19 protein-coding genes are annotated in these 16,105 nt (G+C 48.8%); 7 read left to right on the top strand and 12 right to left on the bottom strand.

Translation table 11 applies throughout. The annotated features are described in order from the left end of the window. Positions 1 to 7: 7 nt before the first annotated feature. Positions 8 to 1,663 carry an arylsulfatase gene (locus BM318_RS00635; RefSeq protein WP_092979865.1) on the top strand — a complete coding sequence of 552 codons (1,656 nt, stop codon included), beginning with the start codon at positions 8 to 10 and terminating at the stop codon, positions 1,661 to 1,663. 72 nt (positions 1,664 to 1,735) lie between these two features. Then, a complete protein-coding gene (gene trxB, locus BM318_RS00630; protein ID WP_092979864.1) occupies positions 1,736 to 2,707 on the top strand; it encodes a thioredoxin-disulfide reductase in 972 nt (323 codons plus the stop codon). Between the two features lie 73 nt (positions 2,708 to 2,780). Here the strand turns inward: trxB and BM318_RS00625 are convergent, their stop codons facing one another. The 8 genes from BM318_RS00625 to BM318_RS00590 all read right to left on the bottom strand — a co-directional run bounded on the left by BM318_RS00625 (position 2,781) and on the right by BM318_RS00590 (position 9,576). Next, positions 2,781 to 3,227 carry a hypothetical protein gene (locus BM318_RS00625; RefSeq protein ID WP_177218231.1) on the bottom strand — a complete coding sequence of 149 codons (447 nt, stop codon included), beginning with the start codon at positions 3,225 to 3,227 and terminating at the stop codon, positions 2,781 to 2,783. A 140-nt stretch (positions 3,228 to 3,367) separates the two neighbouring features. Further along, on the bottom strand, positions 3,368 to 4,450 hold the full coding sequence (locus BM318_RS00620; protein ID WP_092979862.1) for a pyridoxal phosphate-dependent aminotransferase family protein: 1,083 nt from the start codon (positions 4,448 to 4,450) through the stop codon (positions 3,368 to 3,370). After that, positions 4,447 to 5,496, bottom strand: coding sequence for a dipeptide epimerase (locus BM318_RS00615; protein ID WP_092979860.1), 1,050 nt, complete (start codon positions 5,494 to 5,496; stop codon positions 4,447 to 4,449). The genes BM318_RS00620 and BM318_RS00615 overlap by 4 nt, the downstream gene beginning before the upstream one ends. 87 nt (positions 5,497 to 5,583) lie before the next feature. Continuing rightward, positions 5,584 to 6,306 carry a head GIN domain-containing protein gene (locus BM318_RS00610; protein WP_092981998.1) on the bottom strand — a complete coding sequence of 241 codons (723 nt, stop codon included), beginning with the start codon at positions 6,304 to 6,306 and terminating at the stop codon, positions 5,584 to 5,586. Positions 6,307 to 6,454: 148 nt separating this feature from the next. Beyond that, positions 6,455 to 8,188 carry a PspC domain-containing protein gene (locus BM318_RS00605; protein ID WP_092979858.1) on the bottom strand — a complete coding sequence of 578 codons (1,734 nt, stop codon included), beginning with the start codon at positions 8,186 to 8,188 and terminating at the stop codon, positions 6,455 to 6,457. Then, positions 8,185 to 8,526: a PadR family transcriptional regulator gene (locus tag BM318_RS00600; RefSeq protein WP_092979856.1), complete on the bottom strand. Its 342-nt coding sequence runs from the start codon at positions 8,524 to 8,526 to the stop codon at positions 8,185 to 8,187. The genes BM318_RS00605 and BM318_RS00600 overlap by 4 nt, the downstream gene beginning before the upstream one ends. A 115-nt stretch (positions 8,527 to 8,641) precedes the next feature. Beyond that, positions 8,642 to 9,100, bottom strand: a complete 459-nt coding sequence (locus BM318_RS00595; RefSeq protein WP_092979855.1) for a nuclear transport factor 2 family protein — start codon at positions 9,098 to 9,100, stop codon at positions 8,642 to 8,644. Then, entirely contained in the window at positions 9,097 to 9,576 is a 480-nt protein-coding gene (locus BM318_RS00590; protein ID WP_092979854.1) for a DUF4870 domain-containing protein, read from the bottom strand. The genes BM318_RS00595 and BM318_RS00590 overlap by 4 nt, the downstream gene beginning before the upstream one ends. A gap of 142 nt (positions 9,577 to 9,718) precedes the next feature. Here BM318_RS00590 and BM318_RS00585 point away from each other — a divergent pair, with 142 nt between their 5' ends. The 4 genes from BM318_RS00585 (at position 9,719) to BM318_RS00570 (ending at position 12,272) form a co-directional block, all read left to right on the top strand. Continuing rightward, positions 9,719 to 10,177: a DUF4442 domain-containing protein gene (locus BM318_RS00585; protein WP_092979852.1), complete on the top strand. Its 459-nt coding sequence runs from the start codon at positions 9,719 to 9,721 to the stop codon at positions 10,175 to 10,177. Between the two features lie 83 nt (positions 10,178 to 10,260). Beyond that, the gene (locus BM318_RS00580) at positions 10,261 to 10,641 is read left to right on the top strand and encodes a hypothetical protein (protein ID WP_092979850.1); all 381 of its coding nucleotides are present in this window, start codon (positions 10,261 to 10,263) and stop codon (positions 10,639 to 10,641) included. A 107-nt stretch (positions 10,642 to 10,748) separates the two neighbouring features. Beyond that, positions 10,749 to 11,549 (top strand): TIGR00266 family protein, encoded by an 801-nt coding sequence (locus BM318_RS00575; RefSeq protein ID WP_092979849.1) that lies wholly within the window; start codon positions 10,749 to 10,751, stop codon positions 11,547 to 11,549. A gap of 63 nt (positions 11,550 to 11,612) precedes the next feature. Then, positions 11,613 to 12,272, top strand: a complete 660-nt coding sequence (locus BM318_RS00570; RefSeq protein WP_092979847.1) for a DUF2461 domain-containing protein — start codon at positions 11,613 to 11,615, stop codon at positions 12,270 to 12,272. An 18-nt stretch (positions 12,273 to 12,290) separates the two neighbouring features. Here BM318_RS00570 and BM318_RS00565 read toward each other — a convergent pair whose 3' ends face one another. Beyond that, positions 12,291 to 13,610, bottom strand: a complete 1,320-nt coding sequence (locus tag BM318_RS00565) for a D-alanyl-D-alanine carboxypeptidase (RefSeq protein ID WP_092979845.1) — start codon at positions 13,608 to 13,610, stop codon at positions 12,291 to 12,293. A gap of 115 nt (positions 13,611 to 13,725) precedes the next feature. On the opposite strand from BM318_RS00565, the gene BM318_RS00560 reads away from it, so the two are divergent. Next, positions 13,726 to 13,923 carry a hypothetical protein gene (locus BM318_RS00560; protein WP_092979843.1) on the top strand — a complete coding sequence of 66 codons (198 nt, stop codon included), beginning with the start codon at positions 13,726 to 13,728 and terminating at the stop codon, positions 13,921 to 13,923. A gap of 25 nt (positions 13,924 to 13,948) precedes the next feature. On the opposite strand, the gene BM318_RS00555 is transcribed toward BM318_RS00560, so the two are convergent. The 3 genes from BM318_RS00555 to BM318_RS00540 all read right to left on the bottom strand — a co-directional run bounded on the left by BM318_RS00555 (position 13,949) and on the right by BM318_RS00540 (position 16,072). Continuing rightward, complete coding sequence (locus BM318_RS00555) at positions 13,949 to 14,899, bottom strand: hydrogen peroxide-inducible genes activator (protein WP_092979841.1); 951 nt, start codon at positions 14,897 to 14,899, stop codon at positions 13,949 to 13,951. Positions 14,900 to 15,053: 154 nt separating this feature from the next. Continuing rightward, positions 15,054 to 15,497, bottom strand: coding sequence for a hypothetical protein (locus BM318_RS00545; protein ID WP_092981997.1), 444 nt, complete (start codon positions 15,495 to 15,497; stop codon positions 15,054 to 15,056). 134 nt (positions 15,498 to 15,631) lie between these two features. Then, positions 15,632 to 16,072 (bottom strand): DUF2141 domain-containing protein, encoded by a 441-nt coding sequence (locus tag BM318_RS00540; RefSeq protein WP_092979837.1) that lies wholly within the window; start codon positions 16,070 to 16,072, stop codon positions 15,632 to 15,634. Between the last annotated feature and the right edge of the window lie 33 nt (positions 16,073 to 16,105).

The raw sequence follows: 16,105 nt of genomic DNA, 5'->3' as shown, positions 1-16,105 counted from the left end.
TTACTGCATGGGCCATACAGCAGGCTTTTTGGTAAAGGGGAAGCGATTGACCTTAGGGTTGGTTTCGCTTCCCCTTATCTTTTTGATGCTTTCGGCCTGTGCGGATAATCAGCATCCGGATTCCTCCAGGGAGAAATCCGCTCCCAACATCATTTACATCCTTGCCGATGACCTTGGGTACGGAGATATCGGAGCTTACGGGCAAGAACTCATCGAGACCCCGAACCTGGATGCCCTCGCTGCAGGGGGAATGCTTTTTACCCAGCATTATTCCAGTGCTCCGGTTTGTGCCCCGGCCCGCTATATGTTTCTCACTGGGAAGCATTCCGGACACGCCTATATTCGGGGGAATGACGAGTGGAATGACCGGGGTGAGGTTTGGGATTACCGGGCTATGGCCAGGGATTCCACCCTGGAAGGGCAACGGCCTATGCCTGAGAATGAAATCCTGCTTTCACATCGGCTTCAGCAGGCGGGCTACCGCACCGGGCTTTTTGGAAAATGGGGGCTGGGGGCTCCACATACCCGCAGTGTGCCCAATAAAATGGGGTTCGATACTTTCTTTGGCTATAACTGTCAACGCCAGGCGCATACCTACCATCCGCTCTTCCTCTATAGCGATACGGTACGCGTTTCACTCGATAATGACACCATACCTCCACATAGTGGGCTGGATTTTGCCCAAAGTCGGCTAAAACAGGAAAATGATGACCCGTATGCGGTCTTTCAGCAAGGGGAGTACGCCCCGGATCGCATTTATCAGGCCCTGGAGGAATTTATAGGTAGCGGTCAGGAGCAACCGTTCTTCGCTTATTGGGCCACGCCAATTCCCCATGTACCTTTACAGGCCCCAGAGGAATGGATTAACTATTACCGCAAGAAATTGGCGGAGGAGCAGCCTCATGAGGGAGGCAAGGCCTTTGGTTATTTTCCACAGCGCTATCCCAGGGCCACCTATGCAGCCATGATATCCTATTTGGATGCCCAGGTTGGCCGGCTTATCGACTACCTGAAGGCAAACGGGCTTTACGAAAACACCCTGATTTTCTTTACCTCCGATAACGGGCCTTCCTATGCGGGAGGGGCCGACCCGGAATTTTTCAACAGTGCCGGGCCTTTTGATGGCAATTATGGACGGGGTAAGGGCTTTGTATATGAAGGGGGGATTCGCATCCCTCTGATCGCTTCCTGGCCGGGCCATATCGCCCCAGGTTCGCGGAACGACCTACCAACAGTGCATTACGATATGTTTGCCACCTTAGGCGAATTAACCGGCTACGCGGTCCCCGAGGCCGTAGACGGAGCGAGTTTCCTGGGTTCTTTAATCGAGGAAAGCAGCACAATTCAAAACAGCAGCGCCTCTGGCTTAAAGCGTCCATTAATCTGGGCCTTCCCGGAATACGGCGGGCAGATCGCACTGCGTCAAGGGGATTGGAAATTATTGCAAAGGGGGCTGAACAAGCCGGAGGAAAACCCGGGTTGGGAACTGTATGACTTAAGAGAAGATCCTGCGGAAACCCAAAATAGGGCCTCGGAGCATCCTGAAATTTTGGACAGCTTATTACGACTAATGGAGCGGGAGTACGAAAGGCCTGCAATAGATAAATTCCGCTTACAGGAGTTCGAGGCGAAACTTGAATCGGGGACCCCGGCGGAGCGTTAATGTTCTGTTGATAACTTGCCTTGTAAGGAACGGGCCTAAAATCCTACTTTTACCCACTAGAGTTTTTGAATTATGTCAGAGAATATCGAAAGATTTAAAACCCTCATTTTAGGTTCCGGCCCTGCCGGATATACAGCAGCTATTTATGCCGCAAGGGCCGATCTCAAGCCAGTGGTGTACACCGGTATGGAACCAGGCGGTCAATTGACAACCACTACGGAGGTAGAAAATTTCCCGGGTTATCCCGAAGGGATCGATGGTCCTACCATGATGGTGCAATTGCAACAACAAGCCGAGCGCTTCGGAACCGACGTGCGAATCGGGATGGCGACAGCGGTGGAATTCAGCGACGAACCCGGTGGAATCCACAAAGTTACCATTGACGACAGCAAAGTGGTAGAAGCCGAAACCGTTATTATTTCTACGGGTGCTTCGGCCAAGTACCTGGGCCTGCCCAGTGAACAACGCCTTCGCGGAGGCGGGGTATCGGCCTGTGCAGTCTGCGATGGATTCTTCTACAAAGGACAGGATGTTGCCATTGTCGGTGGTGGAGATACGGCTGCTGAAGAGGCTTCGTACCTGGCTAAAATTTGTAAATCGGTTACCATGCTGGTTCGTAAGGATCACATGCGCGCTTCCAAAGCGATGCAAAACCGCGTCATGAACATTTCAAATATTGACATCCGCTTCAACACCGAAATCGATGAAGTCCTTGGGGACCAGGTAGTGGAAGGTTTGCGTATGGTCAATAACCAGACCGGGGAAAAAGAGGAAATCGCCATTACAGGGTTGTTCATAGCCATTGGCCATAAACCCAATACCGATATCTTCAAAGGGCAACTCGATATGGACGAAACCGGATATATCCTTACACCGGGGAAATCTACCAAAACAAACAAGCCCGGGGTTTTCGCCAGCGGCGATGTACAGGACAAGGATTACCGTCAGGCCGTAACGGCTGCGGGTACTGGTTGTATGGCCGCCTTGGATGCAGAGCGCTATCTCGCTGAGGTTGAAAGTCCTGAAGAAGTAGAAGAGGCATAAAAATAAATCCCGGACTCCTCATGTGGGGTGCCCGGGATTAACCATCCAGCTAATTCACAAAGATGGGTCAGCCTTATTCGACCCTTTTGTAGTTTTCCGAAAACGTCCGCTTTCCTTCTTCGTCGATAGTGATCTGACTGTAGGTGCCATCACCTACTACCAGTTCAAATCGGAATTCGCGGTTCGATCCCAGGTTTTCCATAAAATAGTAATCTCCGTATTCGATTACTTCGATGAGTTCGTCCATAGTGATTTGATACTGTCCATAACCAAATCGCCCAATGGTATCATTGGGATCGGTTCTGGACCACATCACATGGCCGTCATAGTACATTTTTACCTGCCGGTATCCATCTACCGGCTTAATTGTATCCGCCACTTCATTGCTGTCATAGTTGCAAAAACTCTGTAATTCCCAGGTTCCTTCCAGGCTATGCATTGGGGGAGGAGTTGAGATGCTCGTTGCAGCCAGGGACACGAAGGCGGCAATTAACAGTAGGGTGCCAAATATTTTCTTCATAGGGTTGGTGTTTTGAACATCTTAAAAGTGTTAAAAAGATACGATAAATAATGAAAATATGGCACGGTAAACGGTAAAAACTTAAGGATATAAAGGCAAAAATGCTAAAATATTAAGTAAAACCCAATCGGAGATTTGCCTTATTTGCCGTAACTGGAGATGGCCTGCCCAAGCAGGGTCAGCTGGGCTTGGCTATGTCCGGCATGAATTACAATCCTGCTCCGCGAATCATCGCTGGCTTCTGCCGGATACCTGAAGTGGGTAATTACCATTCCATTTGCAAGCAAATATTCGGCCAGCTTCGGGTTGGAAAATGTAAATACAGGATAGTCGGGAAAGCTGTTTAAGCCGTGCATACCGCGGACTAACCCTTCGAAATAGTTGCAATTCTTTTGCAGGCGCTGAAGTTGTCTGAAATACCACCCTTTTTGCAACCCTTCGCCCAGGGCGGCCAGTGGGCCGGGAGCACAAGGGCTGGCACCAACAAACAGGGGGTGTTCTTTGAGTAGCAGTTGTTGCTCCGCAGGTCCCAGAATTACCCCTGCCGGAATCCCCATGGCTTTTCCGAGGGAGGCGCAAACGGACACCTGGGAAAAACCGAATCCCGCCAACTCCCGGTACAAACCGCTGCCCTTTAGTCCCAGGATCCCCAATCCGTGGGAATCATCCGCAATCAATGCAATTTGGTTGAGGTGTGGTGCCATTTGCGCAAGGAACCCGCTGCGTTGCAGGGATTCAGTAAGTGGGATCGGTCCTTGCTCAAAATCCAGGGTATCGCAAACCAGCGCTGGTCGGGCTTCATCATTGGATTTTAATTGGTTAAGCATGGCCTCTACTAACTGCTTCCAATTCGAATACCGGGTAGCCCCAGGGGGCAATAAGGCCGCATGGGTAGACGGGGCGTAATACAAAGTAAACCCTTGCGAAAGGCTGGATTCAATCAGGAGCCGTGCAGCCAGGAATCCCGAGGATAGGGTCAGGGCAGTCGCTGCTCCCGTCCATTGCGCTATTTCACTTTCGACCCGGGCAAAAATTCCCAATTGCAGATTGCCGATGCGCGATGCGCCCCAATGGGTTCCCCATTGTTTGGTATATCGGGCAATGGCATCCTGAAAATAGGGCTGAGCTTGCATGGCCAGGTAGGCCGTACCGGCGAAGTTCAGATAATCCCGGAACCCATCCTGAAAAGCTGCCCCTGGAAATTGGTTTATTTCGAGTGTCATCGGGCAAGGAGTTCAACACCACTTCCCGGTGCATTGGGATAGACTACAGTCGCATCCTCCAGTAATTTTACACCTGTCGCAATATCTTCCCGAAGTAGCAGGGCTCCATCCATATCCACATAGTCGAGTTGTGGGAGTAATTGTGCAATAGCCGAAATACCTACCGAGGATTCCGTCATGCATCCGACCATGACTTTAAGACCCAATTCCCGGGCTTCCCGGATCATCCGCAGGGCCGGACTCAGGCCCCCGCATTTAGTTAGTTTGATATTAATCCCATGAAAATGCAGGGCACAGCGCGCCACATCGGTTTCTACGATACAACTCTCATCGGCGATTATCGGCAGTTCGCTTTTATGCGCAACAAGCTCCATGCCCTCCCAATCATCGGCCTTTAGCGGTTGTTCGATAAATTCCACCCCTAATTCTTTTAAGGCGCGGGCGTTTTCGATTGTCTCCTCCGCCGTCCAGGCGCAATTCGCATCTACCCGGAAAACCGCATCGGTATGTTTGCGTAGTTCTGTGACTATACCCACATCATTCGACGTCCCCAACTTAATTTTATAAATGGGCCAGGGCTTTTCTTTCATCTTGGCCACCATTACTTCCGGGCTATCCAAACCAATGGTAAAATTGGAAATAGGGAGATTGCCCAGCTCAGTGCCCCAAATTTGGTACAGGGGCTTCCCAAGGGTTTTCCCGTACAAGTCCCAACAGGCCAGGTCCAGCGCACAGCGCGCAAAGTTCGAGAGCTCCTGGGTGCGCAGCCACTTCTCGAATTGCAGGGGGAATGCCAGATCGGAATCTGCTTTCGGACCCTGCAGCGGTACTTCGAAACCGGCGATAGCGTTCCTCAGGGCCTCTATTTCCTGTTTCAGGGAATCTACAGTAATTTGGTAGTATGGATTAGAGGTAGCCTCCCCATATCCGGTTTTGCCCTGGTATTCGAGGCAAACAATCAGGGTATCCTGAGTATCGTAACGCTCCCGGGAAATCCCGAAGGTGTGTTGCAGGGGCAAGGTGTACTGGTATAGCTGAATATTCATGGTAAGCTAATGTAATACAAAAACCCCGGTCATTGCTGACAGGGGTTTCCGCCTTAAGTGGTTGACTGATGAATATTGGCTGGGTTGTTAGTATTTTGATACGCTACCAGAGGCAGATTTACGCGATTCTACGCTGGCATCTCCACTGTATCGGATATCGGCACCACTACTGGCGTCGGCGGTAAGACTCTCGGTAACGTATACCCGGATGTCTGCACCGCTGCTCGCCTGAGCATTGCATACCCGTGACTCCATATCTGCCGCTTTGATGTCAGATCCACTGCTGGCATCGGCATACAACAGGTTGGTGCGTCCGGCCAGTCGAATGTCTGCTCCGCTACTGCAATCCGCTTCGATTTCGTCGGCATTCAACTCTACCCGAAGATCGGCTCCGCTGCTGGCATGGAGGCGTACTTTTCCGGCTTCGATGACTCCTTTTCCATTCAGGTCAGCTCCGCTCGATGAAGACAGGGCTGTAACTTCCGGAAGGGTTACGTAGATGTTCTTCGTTGCCCGGCCGATGTTCTCGATCGCATGGATTTTTAGTTTTCCATCCTTAATATCGGTGCCGATCAGATCAATGATATTTTCGTCGGCTTCGACGCGGATTTCAAAATCGGATCCCTGGGTTACATATACATCCAGGCCTTCAGAGGCCGCTACGGCGGTAAAGGACTCCGACACGGTGCGATTTTCGTCTACGACTACTCCGTTGCCTCGCTTTCCTGATCCCCAGTTCACATCGAGCATACAGGAGGAAGTAAGGATTGCCAGTAAAATTGCGATGGTAAATCTAGCTAGTGTTGTCATGATTTTCGTTTTTTGATGGTTTTTGCGGGATGATCCCTTACTGATTGTTATTTGTTGTTGAATTATTTGCTGTTTCAAAGAACGTTAGCGTTGCCGGCTTTCCACAATAGGAATTACTGAATTGTAAAAAGCCGGGACTGAACTGTAATTATCTGCCTTCATCGGCTTTTATCTGTACCCCGTTCTCGTCAATTTTCATTTTAAAGCTGTCGTCATTATCGTTAAGATCAATGTCGACACCGTTTTCGTCGATGATGATTCGGTTGTCGCCTTCCTCATCGTCCCAATCCCGGTCGTTTAGCTCCTCAGGACACTCCTGGCATTGCAGGCGTCCGTCCGCACCCATAATCCAGGCGTGCTCGGCGATGTCCTTGCGATACATGTCGCGATCGGTAGAAGTCCTCCTGCCGATATAGTTGCGAGCGGAACGATCAAAACTTACATAGGTTCCCTCGGGCAGGTACAGCGTTAGCCGCATCTCCTGATCCCGAACTTTATTCTTCACATCAGTGGTGAAATAATTATCCAGGTTCAGGGTAGTCCCGGTAAGGGCATAGTTGTAATTGATCTTTCCGGCCCGATCCCGTGCATCCTCATAGCTTCTCCCATCGGCATCCTTGCGGATACGCAGCGTGGCAACCGAATCATCGGCCTTGCGGATGTCTAATAACAGATCATCGGCATAGAGCATGGGCTGATCGTTCTCATCGTATCGGATTTTCATGCCGGCGATTACCGGACCACTTTCATAGGCATTCTCGGCCGCATTGAAGCGGATGTGCAGGCTGTCTACCGAGGTAATGGCCAGGGAATCCCGCTGGGTGACACTACCGGTATACGCATGGGCCGAAGCCTGTCGGATACTGAGCACAGCCAGGGAAATAATGGCGATAAGCCACAGGCCGAGCAGGGAGAACTTGGCGATATTCCCAATGGATTTCAGGTTTCCTACCAGAATTTTCAATCCCAGATACATCAGGAAGAAGAACGGGATGGCAAATGCCAGGAAAATAAGGAAGCTCAGCAGCCAAACGGGAGTCTCTGTGGCATTGAGGATACCGATGATATCGACACCAGGAATGTGTACGTTATCAACGAGGCCCACAGTAAACAGGGCTATGGTCGTGGCAATCAGGGAAACAGCCCCGATTATGATCAGCAGGATTCCGACGAACTTTCCAATGACCTTGAAAAAGAACATAATTACGTCTCCCAGGGTATCAAAAAAGCTGGATCCCCCGCTTTTTACCTTGCGTCCTACTTCGTCGTAGTCTACACTTTTAACCCGGTCGGCAACGGTCTCAAAACCCTCCTTAACCTTCCGCTCGATATTGCTGATGTTCACGGGTTCCCCGGTCATATCCAATTTTTGCGCCGTAGAGGCAGCTTCGGGGACCAGAATCCATAACAGGATGTAGGCAATAAACCCGAATCCGGTAAATACTGCCAGTAAAATAAAGATCAGGCGAATCCAGAGTGCATCGATGCCGAGATAGTATTCAAGGCCGGCACACACCCCACCGATATATTTACGGTCGATATCGCGATAGAGCTTCTTGGCTCGCGAAGCCGGGCCACGGGAAGATCCACCTCCGGGCGCATCCTGGAAGATGTCCTCGTCGATCTGATAGTCTTCGGGTTGCCCCATAATAGCGATCACCTCGTCTACCTCTTTTTCGGTAATGACCTGGCGTTCGTTTTCCATTTTTTCGTAAAAAAGCTCGGCAATCCGGGCCTCGATATCGGCGATAATTTCATCGCTTCCCTTGGTGCCAGAGAAAGAGCGTCGAACAGCCTCGAGGTAACGTTGCAGCTTGTTATATGCGTTTTCATCGATGTGAAAAAGCATATTGGCCAGATTTATATTGACTGTCTTGTTCATTTTGTTGTTGATTTTGCTTGGGTTACCACATTTACGGCGGTCCGTAATTCGTCCCAGGTAGTGTTTAATTCTTTAAGGAACACTTTCCCTGTCTCGGTGAGTCCGTAATACTTGCGGGGTGGTCCTGACGTAGACTCTTCCCAGCGATACGAGAGCAAACCGGCATTCTTGAGGCGGGTCAGCAGTGGATAAATCGTCCCCTCCACGACCAGCATTTTAGCGTCTTTAAGTTGGCCCAGGATTTCTGAAGCGTACTTGTCTTCCTCCCGTATAATAGAGAGGATGCAGTACTCCAGGACCCCTTTCCGCATTTGTGCTTTGGTATTCTCAATGTTCATAATTTCTTTCGCTTTTTCGGCCTATAATCCCGGCTTACACCGGGAGGCTGGGGTTAACTGTTCGTTTGCATTTTTCATGATTAGATTTTGATTGATGAATAAACTATAAGGCCGGCTAATGCAGGCTAATAACCCGGTAAATAGACCAGGTGGAATTATCGTTCTTGTATACTACTACAAAGCGGCTGGGAGTGGAGATGGCATCGGGTTCTTCGCTGTTGAAGAATTTATGGTAACCCATAGCCACAGCTCCGAAGTCTTTGATTTCGTGTACCTCAAAGCTTTCAGGAACCAGTTCCCTGCTAACCTTTCCGCAGATATTCTGAAGAATGCTTTCCACGACTTCATCCTTGTCTGTGCTTACGCCTCCCATGTCGTGGTAAAACTCCAGGTCTTCGTTCAGTAACCGGGCCTGGGTTTCCATATCACATTCGTTGTAAGCGTCAAAATATTCTTTATCTAACTCGGCAATGGTGCGGTATAATTTGGAATCCGGTGCAACCTGTGCAAAGGCTTCCACCAGTACCCCTAGGACAATGGCGATGAATAATAAAATGTGTCTGGTGCGTATCATCGGATGAATTTTATAGTGAGGGGATATCGGAAATATTTGCCCTCATTGGTTTCCATGGTTGCCTTGATCGTAAACACAATGTTTATGATGAACAGCGCTACTCCGATGAGCCCGGTAATACCCAGTGGCCACCAGGCAAAAGAATCGCTGAACCAATCCGGTCCGAAATCGAAAAAGAAGAAGTCGTCAGAGCTAATACTCCAATTGACATCGCCTCTTCTCAAGAATCCGGGTAGCCAGGTAATAAAGAAGGGTATCGAAATAAGCCCGGCTATAAAACTGTACAAGGTCATACTGATCTGAAAATTCAGGGCTTGCTTCCCATGGTAATCCACAAATTCATATTGATTCCGGTTCGATAACCAGAGTACCAGTGGAATCAGGAATTGACCAAAGGGAATAAAGAACCTGCTTAAGGTAGAACCGTGGATGATAGCTCCCAGATTTCGTTCGTGTTTGCTCAGTGTCTCTGTCATGGCATAGTTATTTCTTATGCAAATATATATCCAAAAGAAGGTATTATGCAAAACATAGTACTTAAAATTAACATATAATTAACAATTAATATGTCCTGAGAAAGTGATACCTTAGAGGCGTTAAACCCCCTGAATACAACAGATGGCAAAGCTTGAGCGCTCTTACAATACCTTTATGATGCTGAAATTACCCTCCGCCTGGATTTGCGGGGTGCGCCTGAAATCTATGGATGGAACGACGTCTGTTACTTCAGTAAAGCATCGCTGGATGAACCAAAATCCCTTTAAATCCATGTTTTGGGCCGTACAGGGGATGGCTGCGGAATTCGCCACAGGCGCTCTGGTCATCTACCACATTCGCAAGAGCGGGAAACGGATCTCGATGCTGGTCCTCAACAACAAAGCGAACTTCTCTAAAAAGGCTACCGGACGGATAAACTTCATTTGCCCGGACGGGGATAAACTACAACAGGCCATTTCCAGGACTATTGAAACCGGGGAAGGACAAACAGTCTGGATGCAAGCGATAGGGAAGGATCAGGCCGGAGATGTAGTGAGTACCTTCGATTTTGAATGGACCTTAAAGGTTAAACAAAATTAAGATATTCTCACCCGTTTCCTTATAAGGATTAGCATATATTCAAAAAATTAACTAAATTAATGTGAATCTTAAGGTAATAGGGGATGCCTTACACAATTTCACACGACTTCAAACAAGACTATCTGGACATAACTATCGATGTTAAAGTTATTCCGGAACTAGCTCTGCAAGAGGCACTTGAACGCTGGAAAGAGGTTTTTGAATTAGCTACCCAGCACGCCGTGAAACGCGTCCACGTCTTGATGACATTTGCAGGAACCATTGACCTTACCAGTAAATTTCGACTTACGACTTCAGCAGAATCCCTGGGAATGAGCAAAAAATGCCGCCTTGCAGTTAGTATTCCTGATGAACAGTCCTACCTCGAGCTATTATTTACACAGACCGCCTTGAATCGACTGGGCTATCAGATGAAAATCTTCAAGGCTAAGAAAAAGGCAATCAAGTGGTTAGCTGAAGATTAGTGGCTAAACCTCTTTCCCAATTTTTTCGCTTTATTTTCGTAACAATCGGCCCTGTTTGGACTACTAATAGGTAGATTTTGTTTAACCTCTCTTATAACCTTCAATACATGAACGCACACGAAATTGACTATGAAATCTTCGGAGAAGAAATGCAATATGTTTCTGTTGAACTGGATCCCAATGAAGGGGTGATCGCTGAGGCAGGAAGTTTTATGATGATGGATCCGGACATAAAAATGGATACCATCTTCGGAGATGGATCCGGGCAGGATACCGGCGTCTTCGGTAAGATATTTTCAGCAGGAAAACGAATTCTTACAGGAGAAAGCCTTTTCATGACCGCTTTTTACAATGTCGGCCAGGGGAAGCGACAGGTTAGTTTTGCCTCGCCATATCCTGGTAAGATTGTGGCTATCGATCTCAGTGAGAAAAACGGGAAATTTATCTGTCAGAAAGACGCCTTTTTATGCGCTGCGAAGGGGGTGCGTGTCGGGATCGAGTTTTCGCGTAAACTGGGACGCGGGCTGTTCGGCGGCGAAGGATTTATCATGCAGAAGTTGGAAGGTGATGGGATGGCCTTTGTCCATGCAGGCGGTACCCTTGCCAAAAAGACATTACAACCAGGAGAAGTCCTGCGTGTAGATACAGGATGTATCGTAGGCTTTTCCCAAACCGTGGATTACGATATTGAATTTGTAGGAGGAATTAAGAATACCATATTCGGTGGGGAAGGTCTATTCTTCGCCACGCTAAGAGGCCCGGGAACCGTGTATATTCAATCCTTACCCTTCAGCCGACTGGCAGGGCGGGTCCTTGCGGCAGCCCCTAAAGGTGGCGGGAAGGATAAGGGAGAAGGAAGTATCCTGGGTGGATTGGGTGATCTTATCGACGGAGATAACAGATTTTAACCCGCGCAAAAAAGCCAGTTTCCGGCACTTTACAATCAGCAGAAGCTTAAGTATCTTCAGGGCATGAATTTTCATGCCCTTTTTGATTTTTTAGAACGGCTTTGGCGAAATAACCACAAAGCCTGGATGGACGAGCATCGCGCAGAATACCACAAAATCAGAAATGATTTTATCCAATGGCTGGACGAGCTCGATGCTATCCTCGATCAGCGCGATCCCGATTACTATCCCACCCCGGGGAAACAAGGGATTAACCGCATTAACAACAATCTTATGTTTCACCCGGATCGTCCGGTATATAAGGATCATTTTGGAGCTGGTCTGGATAAAGCTCCGGGAACCGCGGATTTTTATATTCAAATTGGAGTAGGGGATTGCCTGCTTGCCGGCGGGTTATGGCGGCCGGGCCCCAAGAAATTGCGCAAAGTGCGGGAAGCCATAGATTACGATGGCGAAGTGATGCAGGAGATCCTGGATACCCCCAGTTTTAAGGCCATGTTCGGGGGCTTATACGAGGATCAGGTTTTACAGCGGATGCCCAAGGGTTTTAATCCGGACCATCCGCACGCGGCCTTGCTGAAGCATAAAACCCTGGCTGTTGAACGGACCATTAGCCGCGAAGATATCCTAAGTCCCGATTTCCAGAACCTGATTTTGGACACCTATTTTGAAATGCTTCCATTCCGCCGCTATTTAAACCGGGCTTTGAGCGTTGAGATCTAAAGGAGCTGCTTCAGCATACTAGTACCGTTCATAGACTTCGCGAAGCCAGCCCGCCATACGGGCCTTAACTACAGAAGTAGGTTCCTGATAGTGGTTGTTCATGAAGGAAAAGATAACGGTCTTCCCCGAGCGTGTTAGCAGGTAACCACTGAGGTTGTGGTTGTTGCTGAGGGTGCCGGTCTTGGCGTAAACAAAGGGTGCGTCGTCTTCAAGGTACATTCCATCTAAAGTGCCTTGTGCCTTTCCGGAGGCCAGTAAACCAAATAAACGCTCCCGTGGAATCTCCTGGTACATGCGATCCAGCAGATATACCAGTGCAGCAGGACTAATCAGGTTGTACCGGCTCAATCCCGATCCGTCTACCCAGCGAGGCTCCTGGGGTAGTCCGGGAAGCAATTGTTCCAGGGCATACGTTTTTGCCTTTTCAAAACTGAGGCTATCCCCCAGGGTACTGGAGGCCATCAGCATGATTTGCTCGGCCAGAAAGTTGTCACTGGTTTGCATCATGCGTCCGTAAAGTGTATCTGCAGTAATTCCCGGAAGGATTGAATATGCTGTGGTAGCTAAACCGCCGGGATCCGCTTCGCCATCCTGGTCCCTGGACACCCAGAAAACAGGTCTACCCAGGTATTTTGATGTGGCGTACTGCCAGCGGGTTCGTTCTACCTCCGGTCTTGATGATATGGGAAAATAGAGGGTATCTCCCAGTTCCGGAATTCTCCGGGGAAGATTGGCAGGGGTGATCTGTTCAATGGCGTAATCCGCAGGGCCTGCTTTCCGTGGAAGCTCAGGAGGAACAACCTGAACAGCATTATTTTCCCAAAACAGGGTCCTGACGTTGCCATAAATGGGCATGGCGCTGCGTTGGAGCATGTAAGCGCTGCGGTAATCGTCCCAGGCCCAACCCGGGCCATAGGCGGCGCTTTCCAAATTTCCGTTTTCAATAATTACTTTTTTGGCGGTGCCCAGAAATTTCAGGACAGTACTATCTTTAAAAAAGGGTTCCAAGGTTGCCGGGTATCCGGTGCCCAGGATATAGAGTGTATCGCCTGCCTGATGGTACTTCAAAGCAGGAAGTTTATCCGGCAGCATGTTCAGCCCTGTATACAGGGTTAATAACTTCACGTTGCTCGCGGGGATAAAGGGTTTGGAAGCATTGTAAGCGACCAGCGTATCCCGGGTTTCTGCATCCAGGAGTAGTACCCCGGTGAATTGGCGTTCAAAAGCAGGGGCATTTAGTTGCCCTTCCAGGTGTCGGACCAGTTTCTTAGTTGGAGAGCAGCCCAGTAAGATCGCACCGAGCGCTGCAAACAATAGTCTCGCAAAGCCTTGTCTCATTGTATTGTTAGAAACTTTGGGATAATTTTTACGCTTTTTAACGAAAATACAGCAATAAAATCGAAGCTGTTTTGGTTAATTTTGATGAACAACGTCTAACTAAACACTCTGAATTATGGCCAAATCCATGTTGGAGTACTCGAAAACAGTCCTCCAAAAAGTAAGTTTTGATGCCCGGCTCTTTACTCATGAGCTGAAAAAAGCGATCAAGCGGCTGCTGCCCAATGAGATCGAGGAACTACGCCAATGGCTACTGCAATTTACAACGGATAAGCCCGAATTACAGCAAAGTATTCTACTATTACCAGCATAACAAAAACCTCGCTTCGGCGGGGTTTTTACTTTTTAGCGCCATTCAGGGTAGGACTGATAATTTGCACATCCTGAAAACGAATCGCGCCGCGCACTACTCCGGAGATCACTTCCTTCAGCGCCTCGCTAATCTGGAATTTAAGCTCCTTGCGGTGATAGATCAGGCTCACCTCCCGGGCTGGAGGGGGTTCTGTAAAAAACCGCAGTCTTTTTTTGCGTTTAGGATCGAGATCCAGTGTATGCAGATAAGGGAGCAGGGTCATGCCCAGGCCTTCGTCCGAAAGCCTGATTAGCGTTTCAAAACTTCCACTTTCCAGTTCAAAAGGTTCATTCGAATCGGAATCTCCGGATTTACAGAGGTTAATTACCCCATCCCGGAAGCAGTGCCCATCCTGTAGGAGGAGGATGTCCTGCAGCGCCAGGTCTTCCGGAGCTAATTTCTCTTTGGCCGATAACCGGTGTCCTTCAGGCACATAGGCTACAAAAGGCTCGTAGTAAAGCGGGCGTTCCGTAAGGCTTTCCACGCCGAGGGGAGTGGCGGCAATGGCCGCATCCAGATGACCTTCTTTGAGATTTTCTATCAGGGCTTCTGTATTTTGTTCCCGGATGACCAGCCGGACTTTCGGATAACGTGAGACGAAATTCTTTAGAAACATCGGTAAGAGCGTAGGCATTACGGTGGGAATAATCCCCAGGGTAAAGGTGCCCCCGATAAAGCCCTTCTCCTGATCCACAATATCCCGAATCCGCGAAGCTTCATTTACGATGTTTCGCGCCTGGTCTACTATTTTCTGGCCGGCGTCAGTAATTCCTATCGGCTTTTTACTGCGATCAAAAATTTGTACATCCAGTTCGTCCTCCAGTTTTTGGACCTGCATGCTCAAGGTTGGCTGGGTCACAAAGCTCTTTTCTGCGGCAACGGTAAAATTCCTGAACTCGGCTACGGCAAGGACGTATTGTAGTTGGGTAATGGTCATCTATTGGTCAGTTTGGCAAAATGGCCAGGGTCCAGGACCCCTGTTTCAAAAATACATAAGGCCCGTCAAGGTACAAAAAGCCCCGGCTTTTCGGGCCGGGGCTGTAATCTATCTGTATTGGATTGTCAATCAGATGCGGGAAATTCCGATGAGCTTAGTTGCCTTCGCTTAACGAAAAACTTCCGTCTCCGCTGAAATCGTTGACTTCAATAGTTACTACCCAGATTCCGGAAGCACCAGCAGAAGTTACTCCGTCTATTGAATCAGGCTCCGACCCACCTTGAATGGTGCGATCCAGAACAATCTCACCTTGGGAATCCTCGACGATCATGCGGAAGGATCCAGCCGTAGTAGCCGTGATATCGGCATTGTAGTCCGCAGTACTCAGATTGTTGTTCCAGGAGAACATACGGGTGGCCGTTCCACCGTTTCCGGTAAAGCTGGCGTCTACGTCTCCGTCGAAATCCGAACGATCCCCGACGTTGAAGTCGGAACTACCGGGAGTCCACAGGGTTCCGTTTACCGTTAATCGCGCAAACGAATCGTCGTCATTACTACAAGCAACAAATAAAACGAGTGCCGGTAGAATCATTGCCATTCGAAAAATCTGGTTTTTCAATGAAATACTAGTAAAATTCATAACAATAAAATAAAAATTAGGGGCTTACTCTGGTAACGAGCAAACCCCTTTCTTATTTTTAATTTTCGATGTCTCGTGGTACCGAAAACCTCTCAGAATCGCAGTCTCAGTTCCAGATCTTCCGATCCTACCTCAAAATGGCAGGTCCCAAAAGCAGGCGGGCCCATGGCCATTTCGTTCCCGCTCATTGCGTAAGGCTCCTTGGGCATTCCATTGACTTCAAAATCCATTTGCTCATTGGAATTTAAATCATGCAATACCGAGACGGCATAATCGCCGGGTTGTACGTTCTCGAAAACAAATACATGTTCTCCGGTTGCTGCTTTCCCCTTGTAATTATCGATTCCTGCTCCTTTCATAAAGGTTTGGCGGGTATGGAGACCGGCAAGGATGTCTCCCTGGTCGTTCAATACGTTTTCCAGAACTATGGTTAGGGTAATCCCGCTATCCGCTGGATTTGTGTTGGTTGGTTCCTGGGCATTAGCGCTTAGGAAAATTAAAAAGACAATGGCGAATTTGACAAAGTGAATCATGACGTAAGTTTTTGTTTGTTGATTTATTCTCAA

Origin of the sequence: Robiginitalea myxolifaciens, from assembly GCF_900115205.1 — a bacterium.
Classification (GTDB): domain Bacteria; phylum Bacteroidota; class Bacteroidia; order Flavobacteriales; family Flavobacteriaceae; genus Robiginitalea; species Robiginitalea myxolifaciens.
The sequence above is the reverse complement of the archived record's forward strand: the minus strand, read 5'-3'. Positions and strand labels throughout refer to the sequence as shown.

What these genes read in the sequence shown, in the direction of transcription:
- BM318_RS00570 (WP_092979847.1), top strand. Translation starts at nt 11,613, where the DNA reads ATGAATTTTCATGCCCTTTTTGATTTTTTAGAACGGCTTTGGCGAAAT.
- BM318_RS00575 (WP_092979849.1), top strand. Translation starts at nt 10,749, where the DNA reads ATGAACGCACACGAAATTGACTATGAAATCTTCGGAGAAGAAATGCAA.
- trxB (WP_092979864.1), top strand. Translation starts at nt 1,736, where the DNA reads ATGTCAGAGAATATCGAAAGATTTAAAACCCTCATTTTAGGTTCCGGC.
- BM318_RS00555 (WP_092979841.1), bottom strand. Translation starts at nt 14,899, where the DNA reads ATGACCATTACCCAACTACAATACGTCCTTGCCGTAGCCGAGTTCAGG.
- BM318_RS00560 (WP_092979843.1), top strand. Translation starts at nt 13,726, where the DNA reads ATGGCCAAATCCATGTTGGAGTACTCGAAAACAGTCCTCCAAAAAGTA.
- BM318_RS00635 (WP_092979865.1), top strand. Translation starts at nt 8, where the DNA reads ATGGGCCATACAGCAGGCTTTTTGGTAAAGGGGAAGCGATTGACCTTA.
- BM318_RS00565 (WP_092979845.1), bottom strand. Translation starts at nt 13,610, where the DNA reads ATGAGACAAGGCTTTGCGAGACTATTGTTTGCAGCGCTCGGTGCGATC.
- BM318_RS00605 (WP_092979858.1), bottom strand. Translation starts at nt 8,188, where the DNA reads ATGAACAAGACAGTCAATATAAATCTGGCCAATATGCTTTTTCACATC.
- BM318_RS00610 (WP_092981998.1), bottom strand. Translation starts at nt 6,306, where the DNA reads ATGACAACACTAGCTAGATTTACCATCGCAATTTTACTGGCAATCCTT.
- BM318_RS00590 (WP_092979854.1), bottom strand. Translation starts at nt 9,576, where the DNA reads ATGACAGAGACACTGAGCAAACACGAACGAAATCTGGGAGCTATCATC.
- BM318_RS00585 (WP_092979852.1), top strand. Translation starts at nt 9,719, where the DNA reads ATGGCAAAGCTTGAGCGCTCTTACAATACCTTTATGATGCTGAAATTA.
- BM318_RS00615 (WP_092979860.1), bottom strand. Translation starts at nt 5,496, where the DNA reads ATGAATATTCAGCTATACCAGTACACCTTGCCCCTGCAACACACCTTC.
- BM318_RS00620 (WP_092979862.1), bottom strand. Translation starts at nt 4,450, where the DNA reads ATGACACTCGAAATAAACCAATTTCCAGGGGCAGCTTTTCAGGATGGG.
- BM318_RS00625 (WP_177218231.1), bottom strand. Translation starts at nt 3,227, where the DNA reads ATGAAGAAAATATTTGGCACCCTACTGTTAATTGCCGCCTTCGTGTCC.
- BM318_RS00595 (WP_092979855.1), bottom strand. Translation starts at nt 9,100, where the DNA reads ATGATACGCACCAGACACATTTTATTATTCATCGCCATTGTCCTAGGG.
- BM318_RS00600 (WP_092979856.1), bottom strand. Translation starts at nt 8,526, where the DNA reads ATGAACATTGAGAATACCAAAGCACAAATGCGGAAAGGGGTCCTGGAG.
- BM318_RS00580 (WP_092979850.1), top strand. Translation starts at nt 10,261, where the DNA reads ATGCCTTACACAATTTCACACGACTTCAAACAAGACTATCTGGACATA.
- BM318_RS00545 (WP_092981997.1), bottom strand. Translation starts at nt 15,497, where the DNA reads ATGGCAATGATTCTACCGGCACTCGTTTTATTTGTTGCTTGTAGTAAT.
- BM318_RS00540 (WP_092979837.1), bottom strand. Translation starts at nt 16,072, where the DNA reads ATGATTCACTTTGTCAAATTCGCCATTGTCTTTTTAATTTTCCTAAGC.